The organism is uncultured Thiodictyon sp. (genome assembly GCF_903828115.1).
In the GTDB taxonomy this organism is placed as follows: domain Bacteria; phylum Pseudomonadota; class Gammaproteobacteria; order Chromatiales; family Chromatiaceae; genus Thiodictyon.
The window spans coordinates 1-20,768 of the sequence record NZ_CAIKKU010000561.1 but is presented as its reverse complement, the minus strand read 5'-3'; the positions used below and the strand labels follow the sequence as shown (position 1 = coordinate 20,768).

The following is a 20,768-nucleotide window of genomic DNA, read 5'->3' as shown; positions in this document are numbered from 1 at the left end:
GATCTGCCGGCGCACGGGGCATTTGGTTGCTTGTTTTCACGCGGCTCACACCGCAAATGGTCCTTGTGAGGGAGGATCCGACGACGGGGCGCGACAGACCCGCGGGGCCGCCGGCTCCGCCCAGTCCCGCGGGGCTGGGTGAGGCGCCCGGGACCTTCAAGGGTTGCGCGCGGGCGTCGGCACGCCCGGCACGCCCCCAGTCGCAACCCGAATCAGCTAGCCGCGCCCGGGGTCCCCCGGGCATCCGATCAACAGAACTCAGGGCGGTTGCATCGATCCATGCTCAAGCTCAGCGAACTTCTCGTCGGCGACCAAGACCTTCAATCCTTTGATGACCTGGTCCCCCTCGTGCAGGCCGTCGCCCGGTCCGGCGAGCGCTTTTTCCGCATGGACGTGAAGCCGCCCTACCCCGACACCCCGGACAACTGGGAAGACCGCCTGGAGGCCGCGTTCAGCGGCCTGGTGCGCTAAGTCAAGATGCCGCGCGCACTCATGCAACAGCTCGACCTGCTCGCCGCCCGTCTGGCCGATCACGGGGTCGGTCCCGGGGGCGACACGCGCGGGTCGCACGACCCCAGACAGGCAGCCCTGGAATCGCATCTCGACGCCCTGCGCGAGCGGCTGGGCGATCTGGAGCGCAGCGGCGCAGCGGCCACGGCCGGCGCCGATACCCGTCTGCAACTGGCCCGCACCCTGGTCGGCCTCGATCGCGGCGCCGAGGCCTGGCCGCTCGGACGCGCGGCCTTCAACGACTTCCTGGCGGTAGACGACTTCGAATCCGCGGCAGATGCCTGCGATGTGCTCTTCCAGGCCGGGCAACCGGACTCCATCTGCGCCCTGGGTCAAGGTATCTGGCTGGCCGTCACCTGCCCCGTCGACCCCGAACTCAGTATCGATCTCTTGCGCCACGTCATCGACGAGACCCCGGACGACGCGGATGGGGCGGCCGTCGCGGCCAGCACCGCGCTGTTCCTGGCGGACGTGCGCGCCCAGGGCAAGCACCGCGATGACCTGATGTTCTTCTCCACCCAAACCCTCGGCAACGTGGCGCGTCGCCACAGCGGGGTGCAGACCCCCGAACAGTTCGACCGGTGGATGGAGCGGTTGGAATTGAAAGAGCCGGACAAGTTCCTGATGCGACTGCGCAGCGTGGTCGAGGTCCTGGTCCGGGACGACTGGTGGTTCGATCGCGACGCCCTCCGGGACCGGCTGCCCTTCGCCGCGGACCAGTGGTCCTGAAGGTCGGCGAGTCAGAGTGTTGTCCATGTATTGGAACCAGGCAGAGGATAGCGCCGCCATCACGGTGCCTGATGACGTGGTCGATCTATCCTTTGCACTGGACTGTCGCCAACTCCCGGTCGATCACGCCTATGGCCTCGCCGCCGCACTGCTCGCGGTCTGTCCCTGGATGGCCGCGGAGCCCGGGGTCGCGATCCACAGCGTTCACGTCGCCGGCTCCCAGAACGGCTGGGAGCGCCCCGCCCACGGGACCGGGAACCGGCTCCAGGTGTCGCGTCGGACCAAGCTCACGCTGCGCGCGCCCCGGGCCCGCGTGGCCGAACTGCTCGCCATGCTGCCCGGCACGCGGCTCCAGGTCGGCGACTGCCCGCTCACCCTCGGCGTCGGCAAGATCAGACCCCTAAGCAAGGAGACCACCCTGTTCGCCCGCCATGTGGTCGCGGCCCCGGGCGAGACCCTGCAGGCAGACGAGTCCGCGTTCCTGCACGCGACTGCCGCCACGCTGGCTGCGCTCGACATCCGCGTGCGCAAAGCCCTGTGCGGGCGGAGCCTCGCAATAGCGACCCCCCAGGGCCCGATCCTTACCCGCAGCCTGCTGCTCGCCGATCTCAGCGGCGCGGAATCGCTGCGCCTCCAGCAGCACGGGCTTGGCCCCCACCGCCTGCTGGGCTGCGGTATCTTCATCCCCCACAAAGGCATCGACGCCGTCACCACGAGCGGCTGAAAGGCCGGAACTTCGCGACGAGAGACACACGAACATGACCATCGAAATCAATGGTAAGACGATTGAAACCACCGACCACGGCTACCTGGTCAACCACCTGGACTGGGACGAGGACGTGGCGCGCGGGCTCGCGCGGATTGAAGGGATCGCACTCACCGACAAGCACTGGGACCTGATCCGCTACCTGCGCAACCAGTATCTCACTAACAACCAGCACCAGCCGATGGAACGGGCCGTGCTGAAGGATATGACCACGCTGTGGGGCACCAAGCCAACCAGCAAGGACCTCTACACCCTCTTCCCCTTGGCACCGACCAAGCAGGGCACCAAAATTGCCGGACTGCCCGAAGTTCTGCGCAAGGGCGGGTATTGAGGCGGCAAGGCTGCGCAGCGGCGGCGGCCCGCGTCACGCCGCGCGAATGTTCCACCGGCAACCCCGGCCGGTGGTCGCCGTCTGACGTACAATGCACAGTCATACAGCGGCCGCCGATCAGGCACTCCCCAGGGTGGCAAGGGTCCGGTTGGACCGACCGGCCATTCACCCCCCGGACTTAAGATCATTTCAGCCCCACGCGCTTCCTCAAGCCAGCTTGACAGTAACCTTAATGTCGCGCGACCTCGCACATCGGGCCTCCCCGCAATCACCGCCCAGTCCGCGGGACGCGGGTCGCGGATACCAGGGCAGAGGCCATTTGCCCGCGCGCGCGGCGGCGGGGCGGGTCGCCCCCGACTCGACATGTCCCTGACCCCGCCGCAAGCAACCGCAGGCACGGCCCTGGATGCGCTGGCATCCGGGTTCCGGCGCCTCGGCCAGCGTTTCTTCGTCGGCGTCGCCGCACGGCTGATGCCCACCCACCGCCCCCACCGCCTCGCGATCATGGTCTTTCATCGCGTGCGTCCGGCGCCGGACCCCTTTCTGTCGGGCGACCCGGACGTGAAGCAGTTCGCCGCCATCATGGGCCTGGTGCGTGATCGCTTCTCCCCCCTGTCCCTGGCCGAGGGCCTGCGCGGGCTGGAGCAAGGCACGCTTCCTCAGCGCGCCGTGTGCGTCACCTTCGATGACGGCTACGCCGACAACCTGACGGTCGCCCTCCCGATCCTCAAGCAGTTCGGGATACCGGTGACCGTGTTCATCGCCAGCGGCTATCTGGACGGCCGGCTCATGTGGAATGACCGACTCGCCGAGGCGATCCGTCGCCTGCCGGGCGATAAGGTCGACCTCAACGAATACCGCTTCGGCGTCCACGCCCTTGGTGATCCGCGCGAACGGGCCAAACTGCTGCGTGACCTGCTGGGCCTCCTGAAATACTGCCCGCCCGACTTCCGCGACGTGATCGCGGACGATCTGGCCGCGCGCTACGCACCGCACCTGCGCTCACCGATGCTCACCCGGGCCCAGGTGCGCGAGTTGCACGCGCAAGGGGCCGAGATTGGCGGGCATACCGTCACCCATCCCATCCTGGCACGCACCGCCGAGCGCGAGGCCTACCGCGAGATCGCCGACAACAAGGAGGACCTGGAGGGGCTGTTGGGTGAGCGATTGCGCTTTTTCGCCTATCCCAATGGCAAGCCGATGCTGGATTTTGGCCCGGAGCACGCGCAGATGGCCAAGGAGATCGGCTATCAGGCGGCCGTGTCCACCGGCCCCGGCGTCGCCACCGCCGCCACGGACCGCTTCCGGCTCCCGCGCTTCACCCCATGGGACCGCACGCCCACGCGCTTCGGACTGCGGCTGCTCTGGAACATGCGCCGCATAGTTTGACCGTGCACGCTTGCGCGAACCGGCCCCGTCGCGTCCTGGTCCTCGACGCCGACATGATCCCCGCGTTGACGATCGTGCGGTCACTGCACGCCCGCGGCCTCCATATCGATGTAGCCAGTCATGAGGATTACCCGCTCGCGGCGCGCTCGCGGTACGCCGGCGCGCTCTTGCGCTATCCCGACCCGCTGGCCCAGGCGTCACCCTTCGTCGACTGGGTCGCGGACCAGATCGAGCGCGGCGGCTATGCGCTGATCATCCCGGTCACCGAGCGCAGCCTGACGCCCTTACACCATGAACGCGGGCGCATCGACGAGCGCCGGGTGGCAATGGCCCCCGCCGCCGCCCTCGCCATCGCGCTGGATAAGTCCCGCACCCTCGCCCTCGCCGCCGCCTTGGGTATCCGCGTACCGCGCGGTTGCGCCGCCGACACCCCGGCCGCGGCAGTCGCGTTTGCCGCGACCCAGGGCTACCCGCTGGTCATCAAGCCGACCTCATCGATCGGCGCACAGGCCCAGGGACGCATTCAGTTGCAGGTGGCGTACGCGCGCACCGACACCGAACTGGTCGCCCGCCTCGCCGCGGCCAGGCGCTACGGCACGGCCCTGATCCAAGAGTTCTTCCCCGGTACCGGGGTCGGCATCGAATTGATCGCGGAGCATGGCCGCATCACCTTCGCCTTCGCGCATCGGCGTCTGCATGAGGTCCCACTGACCGGGGGCGCCAGTAGTCTGCGCCTGAGCGTCCCCATCGAGCCGGCCATGCTGGATGCGGCCCGCCGCCTGATCGCCGCCATGGGCTGGCACGGTGTCGCCATGGTCGAATTCAAGCAGAACCCGCAGACCGGTGAATTCTGTCTGATGGAGGTCAATGGCCGCTTCTGGGGCTCACTGCCACTGGCGGCGGCCGCGGGTGCGGACTTCCCCGCCATGCTGGCGGAGTTGTACCTGGATGGCGCTATCCGGCCACGGCCGGCGGCGCGCACCGGCATCTATTGCCGCAACCTGCCCAACGACATTCACTGGCTGGAGGCGGTCCTGCGCCGCGACGCACCGCCGGGGCTCGCCACCCTGCCCACCTGGACGCGGGTCATCCGTGATCTGCTGTTGGTATTCTCGCCCCGGCACCACTTCGACACCCAGCAGTGGCGCGATCCCCGCCCGGGCCTCGCGGAGCTGCGCCGCATCGTCAGCGACCATTGGCGCCGCGCCAGCGGACTCATTGCACACCGACGGTTCCTGCGCCGCCAGCGCGCCGCGTGGCGCAGCGCTGCCGTCGCTGCCCGTCTGCGCACCGGCGCACACCTGCTGTTCCTGTGCTATGGGAATATCAACCGCAGCGCCCTGGCAGAGGTGCTGGCGAGCGAACGCCTGGCGGGGCGCTTTCGCCTGTCCTCCGCCGGACTCCACCCCGCCGGCGGGCGGCCCGCCGATCCGGTCATGGTCGCGGTCGCCGCCGCGCACGGTCACGACCTGTCAGCCAGCCGCTCCCGCGTCGTGGATGCGGCCCTCGTGGCCGACGCTGACCTCATCCTGGCAATGGAGGCGGCCCATATCGAGCAGCTTGCAGCGCTATTCCCGGCCAGCGCCGGCAAGGCCTTTCTATTGGGATTGGCGGCCGCTGCCACCATCCCCGACGCCGAGATTCCCGACCCCTACGGTCACCGACCGGACGCCTACGAACGCTGCTTCGCCCAAGTCGAACAATGCATCACCGGTCTCCTGGGCCGCTCGCGGCAAAGCCCGCCCGGGACCGCCGATACAACTGATCTTGCGCTATAATCGTGTGGCCACACCCTACCCGATGCCCCGGCGTTGACTCGGCAACTGACCCCATGCCAACTTTCTCGATCATCCTCGCCACCCGTGACCGCCCGGTCTTGTTCCGGGACGCCCTGAATTCAGTCATCGCCCAGACGCAGACCGACACCGAAATCATCGTGGTCAACGACGGCTCGGCCGCCGAGCATCACGAAGCCTACGAGCAGGCGCTGGCGGCGGCCACCACCGCCATCGGCAACTTGCGCATCCGGCCATTCCAACTCGTGCGCCGGCCACACGGCCATGGCCAGAGTTACGCCCTGAACTACGGCGTCGCCCAGGCCCGCGGCGACTTTCTCTGTTTCCTCGACGACGATGACCGCTGGATCGATACTGAGCACCTCCAGCGGGCAAGCGAGATATTGCAGGAAGCAGACGCTCGCGGCGCGCCCATCGATCTGTATATGACCAATCAACTTGCTTTCCGCCGCGGGCGGCAGTTACCCGGCCCGATCTGGCTGGAGGCGCTGGCCGCACAGTGCCGATCCCGCGGCCACTCACCTTGCGCACGCGGCACCTATAGCGTTACGGTTCCGGAACTGATGGCGGCCGGGGGCTTTTGCCACATCAACTGCCTGGTCGTTCCTCGTGCATTGTATGAGGACGTCGCGGGCATGGATGAGGGCATCCGCTGGGAATGTGATCGCGATTTGTTCCTGCGCGTCGCCGACCGCGCCCGGCGCATCGTCCATCACCCCCAGGTCGTCTCCCGACACGAGGTACCCGAGCCCGGCCGCACCTTAAGCATGACCACGCAACTCCCAATGCTCGAAAAACGGCGCTACCAACTCCAGGTACTCGACAAGGCCGCCCTCTTCGCACGTCATCCGGCGATACGCGCCCATGGCCGGCAGCACAAGGGGCACACGCTGAAGAAAATCACGGAAGAACTCGCCCGCTCCGGCCGCTGGAAGTCCGCCGTGTTTTACGCACGCGAGGCACTCGGGATCGCCCCCACCTTCAAATGGACCCTCTTTACGAGCTATTGCCAGGTGCGGCAATGGGCGCGGGCCGGCGAATGACCATCCCACACCCATTCCCGCCCGCGCGTGATCGCCGGCTCCGGTGCAGCGTCCGCTGCACCTCTGCCACACTGCATTCTCGACTATGAACGTGATCGTCTTAGGTCTGGGGGCGGGCCGCACCGGAACGGCCTCGCTCTCCCATCTCATCGGCAGCCAACACGCTGCCGTCTGTTTCCATGAACTGAATCCGACCGGCGTCGTCTTCCAGGGCAATCCGGCACCGATCCTCAACACCATCAACGAATTTCAGGCCATACTCAACGGCGGCGACCGGCGTCGGCTCTCCCTCGATTATTCACGACCGGCCTCCATCGCTACCTATCGGCAGCTTCAGCAGGTGCCGGCCGTCCGCATGCTCGGCGACATTGCATACTACTACCTGCGCTACGTCGATGACATCCTGGCTATCAATAACGACGTGCGTTTCGTCTGCATCCGGCGTGACCGCGAGCAGACCGTCGCAAGTTGGCTCCGCAAGGCCGCGATCGGCCGCTGGCCATCCCTGTGGTTAGCGGATCGGCTCAAGTCCCTGATCACCCGCACCCCGTTCCACACGAGCAGAAACTTTTGGCAGGAACACGATGGCACCAGGTATCAACTCGATCCCGTCTGGGACAAGACCTTTCCCAAGTTCACCGCCACCAACATGACGGACGCGGTCGGGCAATACTGGGACTGGTATTATGCCGAGGCCGACGTGCTGGCGGTCAGACACCCACTGCACTTTCGCATCTTTCCGATCGCCGCGCTGAGTGCGCGGGCAGGCCAGGAAGAGATCCTTAACTTTATTGGCGTCAGCGCCCCGCAGATGGTTGTCAGCGAGCCTTTCCACCTGCACCAAAGCACCACCACCGACTGATCCTGATAGCAGCCCCGAGCGATGCCAAGCCGCCGCCCACCGCTAACAATGAACCTGTCTGTCGTCATCCCGGCATTCAATAGCCAAGCATTCATTGGCGAGACCTTGGCGGCGATACTCGCCCAGACCTGTAAGGCCGACCACATTGTCGTGGTCGACGATGGCTCTACCGACGGTACGGGCGAGGTCGTCCGGCAGTTCTCGTCGGCAGTGACCTGTCTGCGCCTCGCCAACGCGGGCCAGGGCGCCGCACGAAAATTCGCGATCGAACGCTGCGATTCAGACTGGATCGCCCTGTGCGACAGCGATGACGTCTGGAACCTCGACTTCCTTGAGCGGCGACGGGCGCTGCTGCACGCCTACCCCAATGCCCAGTTTACCTTTTCCGATTTCTATTCCTTCGGCCCCACGAGCCGCCCCGGACACCACCTGCTCGCCGATGCCCCGGCCGGTTGGCTGAATCGCTGGTGCAGCATCGACCCACACGGCTATTACACCGTACACGACCCTTACCGCGCCTTCCTCGAGTTCAATCCGGCGTACCCGTCGGGAATCATCTTTCGTCGCGACGCCTACTTGCACATGGGCGGCTTTCTTCCCAAATACAGCCGCTGGATCGCAGAAGACGCTGAATTTGTCCGCCGCTTCTTGTTACTGCCGAACGTCCGCGTCGTCGGCGACACCGCTGCGACCTGGGGCTATCGGCGGCATGAAGGCAATTATTCGAGAATCAGGTGGAAGAATCTGCACGGGCGCGCGCGGATCCTTCAAGAGCACCTCGATACCGGCATCATCCCTCCCCCCCTGAGGCGCGACGTTAGTCGCACGATCGATGAAGCGCTGGGCCTTGCATTCGACGCGGCTTACTGGGAAAACCGCCAGGAGAGCGCCGCAGCGATGTACGCAATCCTGCCGCGACGGCAGCGAACCCTGAAACGGCGCATCAAAGGCGTTTGGGTCCGACTGCGCAACCAGCTCGACCGACGCAGACTCAGCTAGCCGGGCGTTCGTAGCAGCCGCACGATCAGGCTACGACTCCGCACAGGGGCGTCGTCGCAGTCATTGTCGAGCATGGACGCGCCAACGCAGGAGCGACCCGGCGCGTTGAGAACTTTTGCATCCGCGCCGCAGCAGACCGCCGTCCAGCGCCCATGCCGTCAACCACGATGCCTCTTCTTGAGCCAGTCGAGATTGTGCCTGAAAACTCGCGCTAAATGATACAAGACACCCAGCCGCGTGAAGCGATCTACCTCCTGCGCCATGACCATAGCAGCACCGACCGGAACATAGCACCCGCTCCTCCACAACCCGACATGAAACCAATTGGCGGCCTCGCCCCTAAGCCGCTGTGGGATCGTCGGACCCGGCGCCCAGTCACTAGTCCCCAGGTGTTGTTCTGCCAACCAGCTAAGGTAAGCACTTTGGGCACGAAGCTTTTGTAACGCAATCTCCGGACGGACGGAAGAGATATTTCTTCCGCTCAACCGCCACGACGCCCGCGGCCCGGCGACCGTACAGATCCCCTTTTGGTCACCTAGGGCCACCCAGGTCGCATCATCCGAACACCAGGCCAACGGAAAGGACACAAAGCCCCCGATGCGCTCCCATGCCGAACGGCGAAATATATACGCACAGGTGTAAGGCGAGCGTTCGCCGCGAAACCGGCCGCTGAGAAACTGCAGCGAACTCTCTACCGGCGGGTGGTCAGTGTTGACCAACCGCACAGCGCCCGCCCCGTCGATACGCCTGGTATTGAAGTGATAAAGATCGAAGCCGTCCCCGGCTTGCTCCAGCGCACGATAAAAGCACGCGACCAAATCCGGGTCGAGCTCGTCATCATCCCCCATGAGCAGAACCCAAGAGGTTTCCACGATCCTCACCGCTCGATCCCAATGCGCAGTCAGTTCACGACTGCCGAGATTGTCATCAAACCTTACATAACGCAGCGTGAGTTCCTCTCCTTCCGCTTGAATGACGCTTGCTATGTCATCCGGTGACGCGTCGTCCGCAACCAGCAAACAGAAGTCCCGGCAGCTCTGCGCGCTCAACGACCTCAGGGCGTCATGAAGATACTCCGCACGAAACACGGGAATCACGATCGTCAAATCTCCGCCGTGTTCACTTTTCATTTCCACTTACCGTCATCGATCTGGTGGAACGTCGGCAGGTTCCGAAACATGCTGAGAGTGGCCAAAAGCGTCGCCCCCACGAAGTGGCCGATTCAAGACCTTGGGCCGAAAGTTTGGATCTTTTCTAGGCCCCTGTCCAGCAGACATTGAAAACGCCACTCGGCAGCCAGCGGATGCTAGTCTGAAGGCAATGACACCCGCGCGACACGAGTCGGCCAATTCGTGATTGAAACCGCACGAGGCCGGCCTTGAGCGCTCCTCCACGGCTGGTGGTGGCGAATCGCGCGCCTGGTACGTCCGAGTGGGGTCTACCGTCGGCCCACTTGGACCTAGTTCCTCGGCACCGATTTCACCGTTTCGGGTAAGCTGATTACCGGACGAGGGCAGTTGACGGACGATCGTCGGGGGCTTAGCGGGGTGGGCAACCAGGTGACTCCACTCGGAAGGGTGACATGCGACCATATCAGCAGTAAATCAGAACAGACACAGACCACGCCGCAGGACGCGACGCGACCAAAGGCGCCCCTGGTCGTAAGCCGCATTATCGTGACGCCGATCTTGTCGTCATGCCGATCCGCATGGGAAGCGGAACGCGGATCAAGGCAATCAAGGCATTGAACCTCGGTCGGCCGATCGTTTCAACCACACTTGGAGTAGAGGGCCTAGGCCTTATTCCCGGTCGCCATATCCTGATCGCGGACTCGGCTGAAGACCTCGCTGCGGCCTGCCGCAGGCTGCTGACAGATCCCGTGTTGCGAGCCGAGCTTGTCAGCAATGGTCGCGAAAAGGTCAGGGCCGACCTGGGCTATGAGCGGGCGTTAGCGACCTTGATGAAATTGTTGGGCCGCAATTCAGAACCCCTTACCAACGGCTGCTGATTCCGCATCCCAGAGCTTCGGCGCCAGCCCCTACCTCTGCTACTGCACTAACCCGCCAGTTGAAGGCGCGAAAACCGGGCCATCCCTCCACCGGCGCGTCCAGCAGAACCCGTTTCAAGCGCGTCGGTGGAGGCCGTCTTCTGACGCCACCCTAAAGCACGCTAACCGGGGGTACTGTCTCACCTGCATTGGCACAGACGGAAAACTGTTGTCTGACCTACATTGGAACAGCCAGCGACGCGAACCGAACCCTATCTCGGCGAGACCTTGCGAACACTCGTGTGGGACGAGACTCTTCCGCTGCTTCCCCAACGCACTATTTCAACGACTTGAAGCGCCAGCTTAGATGCTTCTCATACCAAGCGCCGAGATACCTTCTTGCATTACCAAAATCAAAATATCGCACACGCCCGGTCACCCGCTGGATCTCATATGGAATATGCTCACCGTAGAGATGCGTAAACTGCTTCCGTCCGCGGTTCCACTCATCGCTTAAAACACCTACGGACTTATGAGTTACATCCACATCAAACGCAACGCCGACTTTCACGCCCAAGAGGTGATTGCGGAACGTAAAAGAAATATCGTAGAAGTGAAACCCGAAAAATCGCTCATCGAACTTTTCCCGAATCCTCCTTTTGTCAACTGCAATAAAAACTCCATCCAAACAAATCACTTCTACCGGACGACGATACTTATAAGACAGGAGTGCGTCGCGATGTCTACCGTCAACAAGATGCCTCACCCAACCCACCCTCTTATTTTCCACTCTCCACCAGCGCTCAACTATACCTTCCCGGTCCCTAATCAGCTCAGTCGTACCCGCGACTCCGAGTATTCCAAACTCCGTTTCACGAAACTGCTTCAGCAACCGCACCCCCCACCCCGTCTTATCAAAGACAATATCATCATGCAAAAACACAACGATATCATTCTCGGCGGCTTCCAGCCCGCGATTATAAAGGGATGCCAACGAAAACGCGTTGCTGTTGACATAGGGAATTATCTGCGTTCCCGGCACACCAACGGTCGACTGAACGTGCTCGACGAACGCTCGATCAAGGACCCGCGTGCTGAAAACGATGGTCAGCGACACTGCGACATTCCCCTCCAGTTCCTCATCCCCGCCAGCGCACCGCAATCATCGCATCTTGTCCAAAAGGTTCCGGACCATACTTCGCGCCCTAAATCGCCACGCCATACGTAAACGCGGTTCCATCGCGACGACCTGCCTCCAGCCGGGATTGGCGCGCTCTTTACCCCAACTCTGCGCAAACACGTTGGCGCGGATGAATTCCGCTGCCAGGTCCGTGCCACGAGACATCGCGAGGTCTCGCAGAGGCTGATAAAAAGGACTATACGCTAACTCGCATTTGATCAGTAGCGGATCGACAATATCGCCGCGAAACGATCGCTCCGAGGCATTAACAAAGGTCGCGCTCCGTCCGTGAACCCGGAAATAGGCCAACGTCTCCGGGATATATGTCACCCCACGGCTGACTGCCACCCGAAGCCAATACTCAAGATCGCACCATTGCATCAACATCGAATTGAAGACGCCGTAGTCACGAATCGCGTCCCGATGAATCAGGGTTGCAGTGGGTTCTCCAATAAAATTGTCGATTCCGCGACCCAGAACCGCCGCGCAGAAATCTGCCGCGGAGATACTTGACTTTCCGGGGCATACACGATCAAGCGATACCTCTTCACCGACCTTCGGATATCTCTTGCGGAACTCATCCGAAATCTCTTCAAATACGAACTCGCGCCTGCAAACCGCAAACACGGCCCGCGTCCTTGTCGCATCCTCGACCATGCGAAACACGCACTCCGGGGCGATCCAATCATCCTGGAAAACGAATTTAATCCATTCTCCCCGGGCATGTTCAATACACTGATTCCAGTTTCCCACCAGACCCAAATTCCGGGAATTCTCAAAAATGCGTAAACGCCTATCTCTCTTGGAATAGGCCCCGAGAATCGCCACTGTGTCATCGCTTGAGCGATCATCTACAGCCACTATTTCAAAATCCACAAAAGTCTGTTGCAGAATACTGTCTAAACAACACGCAATATACGCAGCACCGTTGTAAGTGGGTACACAGATACTGACCGCCGGACGCGATGAGGAGAATGCCGCCATTAGTTGCCCCTGTTCTCGATCGCAGCAGACAGCGCCCACCATACCGGTCTGGCGATGCTGGTATCCGAACGAGCCGCAAAAATCAACTCCAGCAACGCATTGAAGACCGAGTGCTTTTCGACTTGCATAACCGCGATTCGAGTATGCAGACTCCTCAAATGCTCGCGAACCGTCAGTGCCTCCTGACTATTGAGGATGCGCAGTGTCCTAGCCACCCTCATCGCACGGATTGTTCCACGATGCATCTCGATTTCGTTACTCGACGCGCTCGGCGCTCCTTGACGATACAATGCCAGCGGCCCACCAAGATGCGCGAAAATCCCCCCCCGGCCAGCAAGTCGCAACCAAAGCAAGTAATCTTCACACGTACGAAAACTTTCCTCAAAGCCCCCAACATCGACGATGGCCTCCCGGCGCGTTAGAGCGGCCTGCACCACAATAAAATTACCGCTTAGCAACGCCAGCCAAGACGACCCGTAGCCGCACTTATGTCCAAAAATCTCTGGACTCTCTCGATACACCCTGACAGGGTTATCGGAAAAAAAAGCGAAATCCGAATAGACGACAGCGACCCCCGGGTTCTCGGTCAAATACCGCGCATGTAGACTAATTTTCTCGGGGAGAAGTAGATCATCGGCATCCAAGAACTGGATCAAAGCACCTCTGCTGGCGGCGATCCCGGCATTGCGTGCAGCCGACGGCCCCTTGTTTCTTTGCCTCATATAACGAAAGCGAGCATCCCGGCTTTCAAAGACCCGCGCCACGTCCTGAGTGTTGTCGCTTGAACCATCGTCTACAACCAAACATTCCCATTCTGTGTAAGTTTGGGCGATTAAACTATCCAACGCCTCCGCGAGATACCTTCCTTGATTGTAGCAAGGTACAATAACTGATACGTGCGGATTCATTCTCAAGCATCCTTCTGACAAGGGATCATAACTGCTTACCAAGAACCTTCTTGCCCATCCTAAAGAGGATGTTACTCATCCGGTTCAGGACATCGGCAATCCAAAGATTGGGTGCCAGATGTAGTTCCCTAAGCATGTCTATAAACCTCTCTAACTGCCCCCAATCAACCACCATCCGCAATTTTCGTCGCAACCACCCCCTCAACTTCCTATCAATGAGTTCTCTTAGTGTTTGGTCACTGATCGACTGGCGTAAAGCGTGGATATTCGCAATTACTGTATCGGTCGCCAATCGATCGCCCGCAGTAGCGGAACAAGGGTGTAGACGATAGGCAGCAAGCGGTACCGTAATCGCCCTGAATTTATAGCCGCCAATCAGCATTCTGAGCCACAAATCATAGTCTTCTGCTGGCGCAGCATTCTCGTTGAATAGCAGATTTTTCAGTATACTCGTCTTGCACAAAACCGTCAGTATTGGGATTCGATTAATTTCCAAAAACTCACTAAGCCCGTCGTAGCCCGAGTATTCGCGAGCAATGACACCCATCCTTTTCTCATTGGGATGCTGCTCCCCGTCAGGCTGAAAGCGCTCCTCGAATATATAGCTCTCGGAAAATAGCAGATCCTGATCGCCCGCGCGAAACTCTCTTACCATAATCTCGAGCTTATCCTTCAACCAGAGGTCGTCTGAGTCCAGAAAAGCAACCAATTCTCCTCGCGCATGGAGCAAACCGAGGTTTCTTGCCTTCGCTTGCCGTCCATTCTCTTGGTGCAGGTATCTTATCCGCCGATCCTGAGCCGCCTTACTGTGCACGATAGCGGGAGTCGCATCCGTTGATCCGTCATCGATCACCAGCAACTCCCAATTGCGATACGTTTGCGCTGATACGCTATCGATACTCTCCGCAATGAACAACGAAGCATTGAAGGCTGGCATGATAACCGACACGAGAACCGAATGACCGCAATCTATCATTCAAAATTCCGTCGCTTGGTCGCGCTGAAACCGCATAAACCAGAAGGCCGCCAGACCGGTCCAATACGATTGCCGACCACGTCTACTCTGATCCTGGGGCTCGGTGTCAACGCCGATCATTTGCCGACGCTTCGCACATCTCAAATCACCGAGGTGTTGCAAGTTCCAAGAGCTTATCTGCAAAAACTTCGCCCGGGTCTTCGGGAATCTGCTTGCGGATAGTTTCGCTCGCCCGCTGCCCCATCTCCCGCCAACTCTCGCGTACATTCCACGCTTCCTCCATGGTGCGGGCCAAGGGCCGCACCGCCGCCGCTTCAGCGATAAAACCGGTGATGCCATGCTCTAAAACCTCCGCATTGCCGGCGACATCGGTCACAATCGCCGTCCGACCGCACAGCAGTGCCTCGACGAGTGCCAATGGCAAGCCTTCATGGCGCGAGGGCATAATCAGTGCATGATTTTGGCGCCAGACCTGCTGAATATCCTTTACGTGCCCGCAGAACCTAATCCGCCGCTCCAGTCCATTCGCTTCCACGAGACGCCGAAGACCTCTCTCTTGCGGCCCTGCGCCATAGAGGGAGACCAGCAGCGGACGATCCCGCCATTGCGGCTGACGCAGCACATCGATCAAAAGGTCCTGCCCCTTGGACGGTGGGTGGAGTCGACCAACGCAGGCAAGCCGCCATACGCCGTCATTGTGTGACGGCCAGCCCGGGTCCGCGTTCCACAGCGCTGCGCTGTGGTTCGACACCACCTCGGCGTTCGCCAACGAATACCCCAATTGCTTCTGCAAAAGCTCAAGGTTACCATGAGAGACGAAGTAGCATCTTCGCGCCGCCCTGAGCAAAGCGATCCACATCTCTGCTCCGGGGTCGCTCGGCCACAGAATTTCAGTATTAGCGTGTGCAATCCAGACAAAGGGAACGCCCTCCGTGATCGCGGTTTCCATCCATGGCGCCCCTTGGAACGTACCGCCGCTGGAGATGCATAGCAAATCCGGACGCGCCTGCCGCAACCACTCCCGCTCTCGGTTGATGCGGGGTTTGATGCGGGCCTGTTGGAGCAAGACCCTTGCGCTACGCTGCAAGAGCGTATGACGCTGACCGATCCGAAAGACGTCGATTCCGAAATCCGTGGCAAGCGCTTGCACCGGTGCCGGCAGTATCGGCCATTCTTGATACGCAACAAACACCTGATGGCCGCGCGAAGCGACCTTCCGACAGGCCTCTGACCATAGTACTTCAGACCCGCCCCAGGGATCACCCGCCATTGTGCTTACGAACGCAATTTTCATTTCCCATTCCCCGCGTCTGGACCAAACGGGGAAGAGCCCCCGGATCGCAGGCCCACCCACTTCCACGCAGTACGAATAATCTCCGGCAACTCCGCAATCTCCGCCCGCCACCCCAACACGGCCGCTGCCCGCCGAGCATCCCCGACTAACGCGGCCGGATCGCCTGCCCGCCGCGGCAGTAATTGGTACTCGACAGCTTGCCCGGTAACCTCACGGCAGGCAGCGATCACCTCCAGCACGCTGAAGCCCGCGCCATTCGCAAGATTATAAAATTCTGCGCCCAGGGCCTCGTTCGCAAGCAGCCGCTCGGCCGCGCGCAAGTGCGCGGCGCACAGATCGCGGACATGGATGTAGTCACGAATGCAGCTACCGTCCTTCGTCGGAAAGTCCGTCCCGAATACTTGAAGGCGGCTGTCACGCGGATCGCCTCCCTCCTGCATCCGTAACGCCTCCGCGAGTACCAGAGGGATCAGGTGCGTTTCAGGGTCGTGCCGCTCCCCGGCGCGGCACTGCGGATCGCAGCCCGCCGCGTTGAAATAGCGCAAGCTGACGCTTTGCAGACCATAGGCGGTGCCGTAGTCGACCAGTGCCTGCTCGATCATCAGCTTGGTACGGCCATAGGGGTTGATTGGCCGCTGCGGATGCATTTCATCAATTGGCACCTGGTCCGGCTCGCCGTAGGTGGCGCAGGTGGACGAAAACACCAGCCGCATTACGCCGTGCTTGCGCATCGCCGTCAACAGGTTGAGCGTGCCGACTACGTTGTTTTGATAGTACAGTTCCGGCTCCGTCACCGACTCACCCACATACGCCAGCGCGGCAAAGTGCATCACCAGGTCGACGCGATGCGCCGCGAAACAGGCGTCGAGATCGGCGGGCGAGCGAAGATCGCCCACGACCAGCGGCGCGGGGCCAACGGCATCGGGGAATCCGCGCGACAAATTGTCGAACACGACGACCGAATAGCCGGCGTCACGCAGGGCGAGCACCATGTGAGAGCCGATGTAGCCCGCGCCGCCAACGATCAACACGGTATCAGTGATCATCGCTTTAGTCTCTCAGCCTAAAAGTACTTCGACTTGAACCTTGGTTTCCTCAACCTGGCGGCAAGGAGTCTGAGCGCTAACGCGGAGCGATCGTAGAAAATCGTAAACCTGAACTCAGCGAGATTGCGGAGTGCAGACTTGGCGATGCAAAAAATATTGCTCATTGCCAAATTCTTCTTGAAGGTGAAATAGGCAATCGATACATAGTCATTTCTATCCTTCTTCAACGAAATCCGCGGATTAAGATAGTGTATCCAGTTCCCACTCAACGCGGCGGTTGTGTATCCCATATCAAACAACCTCAACGCAAAATGCTGGTCCTCCGCAGCGGGCACGACCTCATCAAAGCCGATACTCTCTACAAGCTCCGTAACGTAAAGAGCACACGGATTCCATAGACCATTATATCCATTAAAGCTGTTGCGATCGATTATCGTTACGCCTTCGTCGTTTCTGCAAAAATCGACGTAAACCCCTTTCGCATCATCAACACGCATCGACTCGAACATCCTGTCGACCAAGTCCGGCCTGACGATGACCACATGCGATGAAAGAACGAGGCAGTAGGGCGAGACCACGCGCCGGAACCCCTGATTGAGCGATCGGGAATAGTTGAATACGTCACCCTCGTAATCATATACACTGCAACCGCAGGCTTTACAGATAGTCACCGTGTCGTCAGTCGATCCGGAATCGACCACGACGATTTGCGACGGCTGGGATGACAAAGACGAGATCCCGCTGAGCACGTCGCGAATGGTCTCGGACGAATTATATGTTCTGATGAGGATATCGAAGTTGGGCAGGTCCCGCCAGGACCTGTCAGGATGTTTGTCACCCAAGACGGATCGCTCAGGACACACGGTCGACACTCGGCAAAGACTGAAAAACAGCAATCGTCTCATGCACCATTGAGTCCATGCCGTGCACTGCCTCGACCCGTTCCCTGTTTTTTCTTCCCAACGCCCCCCTGACCGTCGGATCAGCCATGAGTCGCATTATCTTCATCGCCAAGTCCTGAGGGTCTGACGGAACTGCAAACTGATCCTCTGAAGCACTTCCAACGGCCTCTCGTATCCCCGCGATATCAGTTGCGACAACCGCCAGACGATGGGCCATCCCTTCAAGAATCCCGTTTGGAACACCTTCGCACAAAGAACTGAAAGCCAGCAGTGCCGCGTCGTCAAGCAGTGCCGGAACATCTAGAATTCTATCTGTAAACAGGACGCTGTCGAGCAGGTTATTGTCAACGACAAAGGTCTGCAACTCCGAATAGGTATCCTCGTATCGACCGGCAAGGACAAGCATCCAATCAGATGACATTTCGGACTGGCGAATGATTTTCCACGCCCGCAGCAACGTCAGATGATCTTTGTATTGATGCAGGTTCGCCACCATCGTGATGATCTTCTTATCCGCGGAAATGTGCCAGTTGTCACGCCAACGGCCAGTGTGGGGAGAGACTTCCGGAACGATAATCCCGTTGCGTATTACCGATATCCTGGCCGGGGCCACATGCAGAACCGTTTCGAGCCACCTAGCGGCGTGTACGCTATTGGATATGAAGGCAGGCGTCAAGCGGACGGCCCATGGTTCGATCCAATCACTTCGCCGCAGACGTCCTTCGTCACGCTGCTGCCAGACACACGCCTTTGCCCCGGTCAGACGCCACGTCAGGCCGCAGATCAGGTTGGCGGGCATACAATAAGGCGCAACGAATGTAGGCCCCAGACGTCGCAGCCGTGCGGCAAAGCGGAAAATGCTGCGCCATTGCTGATAATACCGATCAGGAAACGCGAACGGCCAGTAATGGCAATCGATCTCGAGACGCCTGCATTCATCTATCACATAGCCGGGATTGCTCAGTCCAACAACGGTCACGCGCGCCCCTCGCTCTTTCATGAGCGCCTGAGCCAGATAAAGGGCTTGGCGCTCGGCGCCCCCCATCGTAAGCCACCCCAAAACAATCACCCAGTGCTCAGTATTCCCGTATCTCATGACCGTATCGCCATGCTCCCAGTCCCCGGTGTCTCGCGATCTATTCCGGCGGGTGTCAAAGAAAGGTCCGGCGCGTTGCTCGGCAGGATCCAGCCGGGAGGGACCGGCCGCCAGTGCCCGATGACGCCACTGTGACCAGTATCAGGCGCCGGTGCAGAGGAGTTCATCAAAATAGGCGATGGTCTTTCTCAGCCCCTCATCAAGCGGCACCGACGGTTCCCAGCCCAGATAGTCACGGGCGCGAGAGATGTCGGGCTTGCGCTGCATGGGGTCATCGGCCGGCAGCGGCAGGAAGACAAGTCGTGACCTGGCGCCAGTCAGTTCGATGATCATTTCGGCCAGTTGGCGGATGGTAAATTCGCCCGGGTTGCCCAGATTTATCGGCCCGGGGTGGCCCGGCCCCCCGTCCTCGCCGTATGGTAAATCCATATAGCGGATAAAGGCCTCGATCAGGTCATCGACATAGCAGAAGCTGCGCGTCTGAAGTCCGTCGCCGTAGAGGGTGATGTCTTCGCCCCGCAACGCCTGCACGATGAAGTTGCTGACCACGCGACCATCGTTCGGATGCATCCGCGGACCATAGGTGTTGAAGATGCGCGCCACCCGGATATCGAGCCGATGCTGGCGGTAGTAGTCGAAAAACAGGGTTTCGGCGCAGCGCTTGCCTTCGTCGTAACAACTGCGCAGGCCGATCGGGTTGACGTTGCCCCAATAGTCCTCGGTCTGGGGATGCACGGCGGGGTCGCCATAGACCTCGCTGGTGCTGGCCTGGAAGATACGCGCCTTCAGTCGCTTGGCCAGCCCCAGCATATTGATGGCCCCGTGCACGCTGGTCTTGGTCGTTTGGACCGGGTCATGCTGGTAGTGGATGGGGCTGGCGGGACAGGCCAGGTTGTAAATCTGGTCGACCTCGATGTAGAGCGGGAAGGTCACATCGTGACGGATGAACTCAAAGCGCGGGTGGCTATGCAGATGCTCGACGTTACGCTTGGTGCCGGTGAAGAGATTGTCGGCACAGACGACCTCGTCGCCGCGCTCGAGCAGGCGGTCGATCAGGTGGGAGCCGAGGAAGCCGGCACCACCCGTCACGAGGATGCGTTGGCGGGCATTATAGGAGCGCATCGATTAGAGACCTGTTCACCGGTGAAGGGCAGAATGCCGGGGGGCGATCCGACTGGCCCGGCGCCTGACGGCGGGACCGAATGCTGCCGCCTTTTCGGGCAGCCGCCCATTTAGTCAAGATTGTATCTGTTTAGCATTGATGTCGATAGTCAGTCAACGCGATTGCTCACCATGGCGTCCCGGGACCTTGATCATCGTTCCGGCCACCCCGGGTCGGAGTCCAAGGCTTCAGCCTTGGGGGTACAAGACCACGGCTGAAGCCTTGGACTCCAGACGGTGGCCGCCGGCCGGAACGATGATCAAGGCCCGTCCCGGCGGCCCTACCATCAGGCTCGCCGACCGAGCCAGTCGGACAAAAAGGCGAGCGCAGCCAGCAGGTTCGCCGCAGCCCCTTGCGACAACCCCGCCCCCAACTCAAAGTCGTAGCCGCGGATCGCGAGCAGCCGGCAGTCCGGCGCTAGGCCGCCGATCGCCTCCTGATAGACCCGCAAGAGCCCACCGGGGCTCAGTGCGTGGGTGGTGATGGACAGGGCCGGTTCCGGAACCACGGGGCCGAAGGCGAAGGGCTCGGGACCGGCGAGTGCCGCGTCCACGAAGATCACGAGTTCCCGACCCTGGAGGTCCAGTGCGTGCTCGATCTGAAGCTGAAAGTCGGTCACCAGATCGAACGCCTCGCCAGCCTCGGGCATGGCATCGGGCATCGCGGACAGGCGTTCGATGAAGATCGGACCTAATGCATCATCCCCGCGGGACGGGTTGCCGCACGCGAGGATGAGGATGCCTTGCGCGGCCTCGATCATCACTCCGGCCACGCGCCCTTGCGGCAACCCGTCGCGGCCTGGGGGCCG

The 20,768-nt window shown here is 60.9% G+C and carries 21 protein-coding genes; 10 read left to right on the top strand and 11 right to left on the bottom strand.

Annotated elements, in window-relative coordinates; genetic code table 11:
* Nucleotides 1-279: 279 nt before the first annotated feature.
* The 9 genes from QZY48_RS20935 (at nucleotide 280) to QZY48_RS20895 (ending at nucleotide 8,425) form a co-directional block, all read left to right on the top strand.
* A complete protein-coding gene (locus tag QZY48_RS20935) occupies nucleotides 280-471 on the top strand; it encodes a sulfur relay protein DsrC (RefSeq protein WP_100921140.1) in 192 nt (63 codons plus the stop codon).
* Nucleotides 472-492: 21 nt separating this feature from the next.
* Nucleotides 493-1,239 carry a hypothetical protein gene (locus QZY48_RS20930; protein ID WP_295434800.1) on the top strand — a complete coding sequence of 249 codons (747 nt, stop codon included), beginning with the start codon at nucleotides 493-495 and terminating at the stop codon, nucleotides 1,237-1,239.
* A gap of 25 nt (nucleotides 1,240-1,264) precedes the next feature.
* Entirely contained in the window at nucleotides 1,265-1,963 is a 699-nt protein-coding gene (cas6, locus tag QZY48_RS20925) for a type I-MYXAN CRISPR-associated protein Cas6/Cmx6 (RefSeq protein ID WP_295434798.1), read from the top strand.
* A 34-nt stretch (nucleotides 1,964-1,997) separates the two neighbouring features.
* Complete coding sequence (locus QZY48_RS20920) at nucleotides 1,998-2,336, top strand: TusE/DsrC/DsvC family sulfur relay protein (protein WP_295434796.1); 339 nt, start codon at nucleotides 1,998-2,000, stop codon at nucleotides 2,334-2,336.
* A 363-nt stretch (nucleotides 2,337-2,699) separates the two neighbouring features.
* A complete protein-coding gene (locus tag QZY48_RS20915) occupies nucleotides 2,700-3,725 on the top strand; it encodes a polysaccharide deacetylase family protein (protein WP_295434795.1) in 1,026 nt (341 codons plus the stop codon).
* A 2-nt stretch (nucleotides 3,726-3,727) separates the two neighbouring features.
* The gene (locus tag QZY48_RS20910; protein WP_295434793.1) at nucleotides 3,728-5,503 is read left to right on the top strand and encodes an ATP-grasp domain-containing protein; all 1,776 of its coding nucleotides are present in this window, start codon (nucleotides 3,728-3,730) and stop codon (nucleotides 5,501-5,503) included.
* Between the two features lie 53 nt (nucleotides 5,504-5,556).
* Nucleotides 5,557-6,564 carry a glycosyltransferase gene (locus QZY48_RS20905; RefSeq protein WP_295434791.1) on the top strand — a complete coding sequence of 336 codons (1,008 nt, stop codon included), beginning with the start codon at nucleotides 5,557-5,559 and terminating at the stop codon, nucleotides 6,562-6,564.
* Between the two features lie 85 nt (nucleotides 6,565-6,649).
* Nucleotides 6,650-7,426 (top strand): hypothetical protein, encoded by a 777-nt coding sequence (locus QZY48_RS20900; RefSeq protein WP_295434789.1) that lies wholly within the window; start codon nucleotides 6,650-6,652, stop codon nucleotides 7,424-7,426.
* A 48-nt stretch (nucleotides 7,427-7,474) separates the two neighbouring features.
* Nucleotides 7,475-8,425: a glycosyltransferase family 2 protein gene (locus QZY48_RS20895; protein WP_295434787.1), complete on the top strand. Its 951-nt coding sequence runs from the start codon at nucleotides 7,475-7,477 to the stop codon at nucleotides 8,423-8,425.
* Nucleotides 8,426-8,583: 158 nt separating this feature from the next.
* Here the strand turns inward: QZY48_RS20895 and QZY48_RS20890 are convergent, their stop codons facing one another.
* Nucleotides 8,584-9,555 carry a glycosyltransferase family A protein gene (locus tag QZY48_RS20890; protein ID WP_295434785.1) on the bottom strand — a complete coding sequence of 324 codons (972 nt, stop codon included), beginning with the start codon at nucleotides 9,553-9,555 and terminating at the stop codon, nucleotides 8,584-8,586.
* 473 nt (nucleotides 9,556-10,028) lie between these two features.
* On the opposite strand from QZY48_RS20890, the gene QZY48_RS20885 reads away from it, so the two are divergent.
* Nucleotides 10,029-10,433: a glycosyltransferase gene (locus QZY48_RS20885; RefSeq protein WP_295434801.1), complete on the top strand. Its 405-nt coding sequence runs from the start codon at nucleotides 10,029-10,031 to the stop codon at nucleotides 10,431-10,433.
* Nucleotides 10,434-10,749: 316 nt separating this feature from the next.
* Here QZY48_RS20885 and QZY48_RS20880 read toward each other — a convergent pair whose 3' ends face one another.
* The 10 genes from QZY48_RS20880 to QZY48_RS20835 all read right to left on the bottom strand — a co-directional run.
* Entirely contained in the window at nucleotides 10,750-11,529 is a 780-nt protein-coding gene (locus QZY48_RS20880; RefSeq protein WP_295434783.1) for a glycosyltransferase, read from the bottom strand.
* A gap of 45 nt (nucleotides 11,530-11,574) precedes the next feature.
* Nucleotides 11,575-12,576, bottom strand: a complete 1,002-nt coding sequence (locus QZY48_RS20875; protein WP_295434781.1) for a glycosyltransferase family 2 protein — start codon at nucleotides 12,574-12,576, stop codon at nucleotides 11,575-11,577.
* Nucleotides 12,576-13,484, bottom strand: coding sequence for a glycosyltransferase (locus QZY48_RS20870; RefSeq protein WP_295434779.1), 909 nt, complete (start codon nucleotides 13,482-13,484; stop codon nucleotides 12,576-12,578). The genes QZY48_RS20875 and QZY48_RS20870 overlap by 1 nt, the downstream gene beginning before the upstream one ends.
* A gap of 25 nt (nucleotides 13,485-13,509) precedes the next feature.
* Nucleotides 13,510-14,421: a glycosyltransferase gene (locus tag QZY48_RS20865; RefSeq protein ID WP_295434777.1), complete on the bottom strand. Its 912-nt coding sequence runs from the start codon at nucleotides 14,419-14,421 to the stop codon at nucleotides 13,510-13,512.
* Between the two features lie 184 nt (nucleotides 14,422-14,605).
* Nucleotides 14,606-15,754, bottom strand: a complete 1,149-nt coding sequence (locus tag QZY48_RS20860) for a glycosyltransferase family 4 protein (protein ID WP_295434776.1) — start codon at nucleotides 15,752-15,754, stop codon at nucleotides 14,606-14,608.
* On the bottom strand, nucleotides 15,751-16,800 hold the full coding sequence (gene galE, locus QZY48_RS20855; protein ID WP_295434774.1) for a UDP-glucose 4-epimerase GalE: 1,050 nt from the start codon (nucleotides 16,798-16,800) through the stop codon (nucleotides 15,751-15,753). The genes QZY48_RS20860 and galE overlap by 4 nt, the downstream gene beginning before the upstream one ends.
* A gap of 17 nt (nucleotides 16,801-16,817) precedes the next feature.
* Nucleotides 16,818-17,642, bottom strand: a complete 825-nt coding sequence (locus QZY48_RS20850; RefSeq protein ID WP_295434773.1) for a glycosyltransferase family 2 protein — start codon at nucleotides 17,640-17,642, stop codon at nucleotides 16,818-16,820.
* Nucleotides 17,643-17,652: 10 nt separating this feature from the next.
* Nucleotides 17,653-18,798 carry a glycosyltransferase gene (locus QZY48_RS20845; protein WP_295434771.1) on the bottom strand — a complete coding sequence of 382 codons (1,146 nt, stop codon included), beginning with the start codon at nucleotides 18,796-18,798 and terminating at the stop codon, nucleotides 17,653-17,655.
* A gap of 141 nt (nucleotides 18,799-18,939) precedes the next feature.
* Nucleotides 18,940-19,920: a UDP-glucuronic acid decarboxylase family protein gene (locus QZY48_RS20840; RefSeq protein WP_295434768.1), complete on the bottom strand. Its 981-nt coding sequence runs from the start codon at nucleotides 19,918-19,920 to the stop codon at nucleotides 18,940-18,942.
* Nucleotides 19,921-20,246: 326 nt separating this feature from the next.
* Nucleotides 20,247-20,768, bottom strand: a 522-nt coding sequence (locus QZY48_RS20835) for a hydrogenase maturation protease (protein WP_295434766.1), incomplete at its 5' end; no start/stop codon positions are given.

Coding starts and splice junctions, on each gene's coding strand:
- QZY48_RS20935 (WP_100921140.1), top strand. CDS start 280: ATGCTCAAGCTCAGCGAACTTCTCGTCGGCGACCAAGACCTTCAATCC.
- QZY48_RS20930 (WP_295434800.1), top strand. CDS start 493: ATGCAACAGCTCGACCTGCTCGCCGCCCGTCTGGCCGATCACGGGGTC.
- cas6 (WP_295434798.1), top strand. CDS start 1,265: ATGTATTGGAACCAGGCAGAGGATAGCGCCGCCATCACGGTGCCTGAT.
- QZY48_RS20920 (WP_295434796.1), top strand. CDS start 1,998: ATGACCATCGAAATCAATGGTAAGACGATTGAAACCACCGACCACGGC.
- QZY48_RS20915 (WP_295434795.1), top strand. CDS start 2,700: ATGTCCCTGACCCCGCCGCAAGCAACCGCAGGCACGGCCCTGGATGCG.
- QZY48_RS20905 (WP_295434791.1), top strand. CDS start 5,557: ATGCCAACTTTCTCGATCATCCTCGCCACCCGTGACCGCCCGGTCTTG.
- QZY48_RS20900 (WP_295434789.1), top strand. CDS start 6,650: ATGAACGTGATCGTCTTAGGTCTGGGGGCGGGCCGCACCGGAACGGCC.
- QZY48_RS20895 (WP_295434787.1), top strand. CDS start 7,475: ATGAACCTGTCTGTCGTCATCCCGGCATTCAATAGCCAAGCATTCATT.
- QZY48_RS20890 (WP_295434785.1), bottom strand. CDS start 9,555: ATGAAAAGTGAACACGGCGGAGATTTGACGATCGTGATTCCCGTGTTT.
- QZY48_RS20875 (WP_295434781.1), bottom strand. CDS start 12,576: ATGGCGGCATTCTCCTCATCGCGTCCGGCGGTCAGTATCTGTGTACCC.
- QZY48_RS20870 (WP_295434779.1), bottom strand. CDS start 13,484: ATGAATCCGCACGTATCAGTTATTGTACCTTGCTACAATCAAGGAAGG.
- QZY48_RS20865 (WP_295434777.1), bottom strand. CDS start 14,421: ATGCCAGCCTTCAATGCTTCGTTGTTCATTGCGGAGAGTATCGATAGC.
- QZY48_RS20860 (WP_295434776.1), bottom strand. CDS start 15,754: ATGAAAATTGCGTTCGTAAGCACAATGGCGGGTGATCCCTGGGGCGGG.
- galE (WP_295434774.1), bottom strand. CDS start 16,800: ATGATCACTGATACCGTGTTGATCGTTGGCGGCGCGGGCTACATCGGC.
- QZY48_RS20845 (WP_295434771.1), bottom strand. CDS start 18,798: ATGAGATACGGGAATACTGAGCACTGGGTGATTGTTTTGGGGTGGCTT.
- QZY48_RS20840 (WP_295434768.1), bottom strand. CDS start 19,920: ATGCGCTCCTATAATGCCCGCCAACGCATCCTCGTGACGGGTGGTGCC.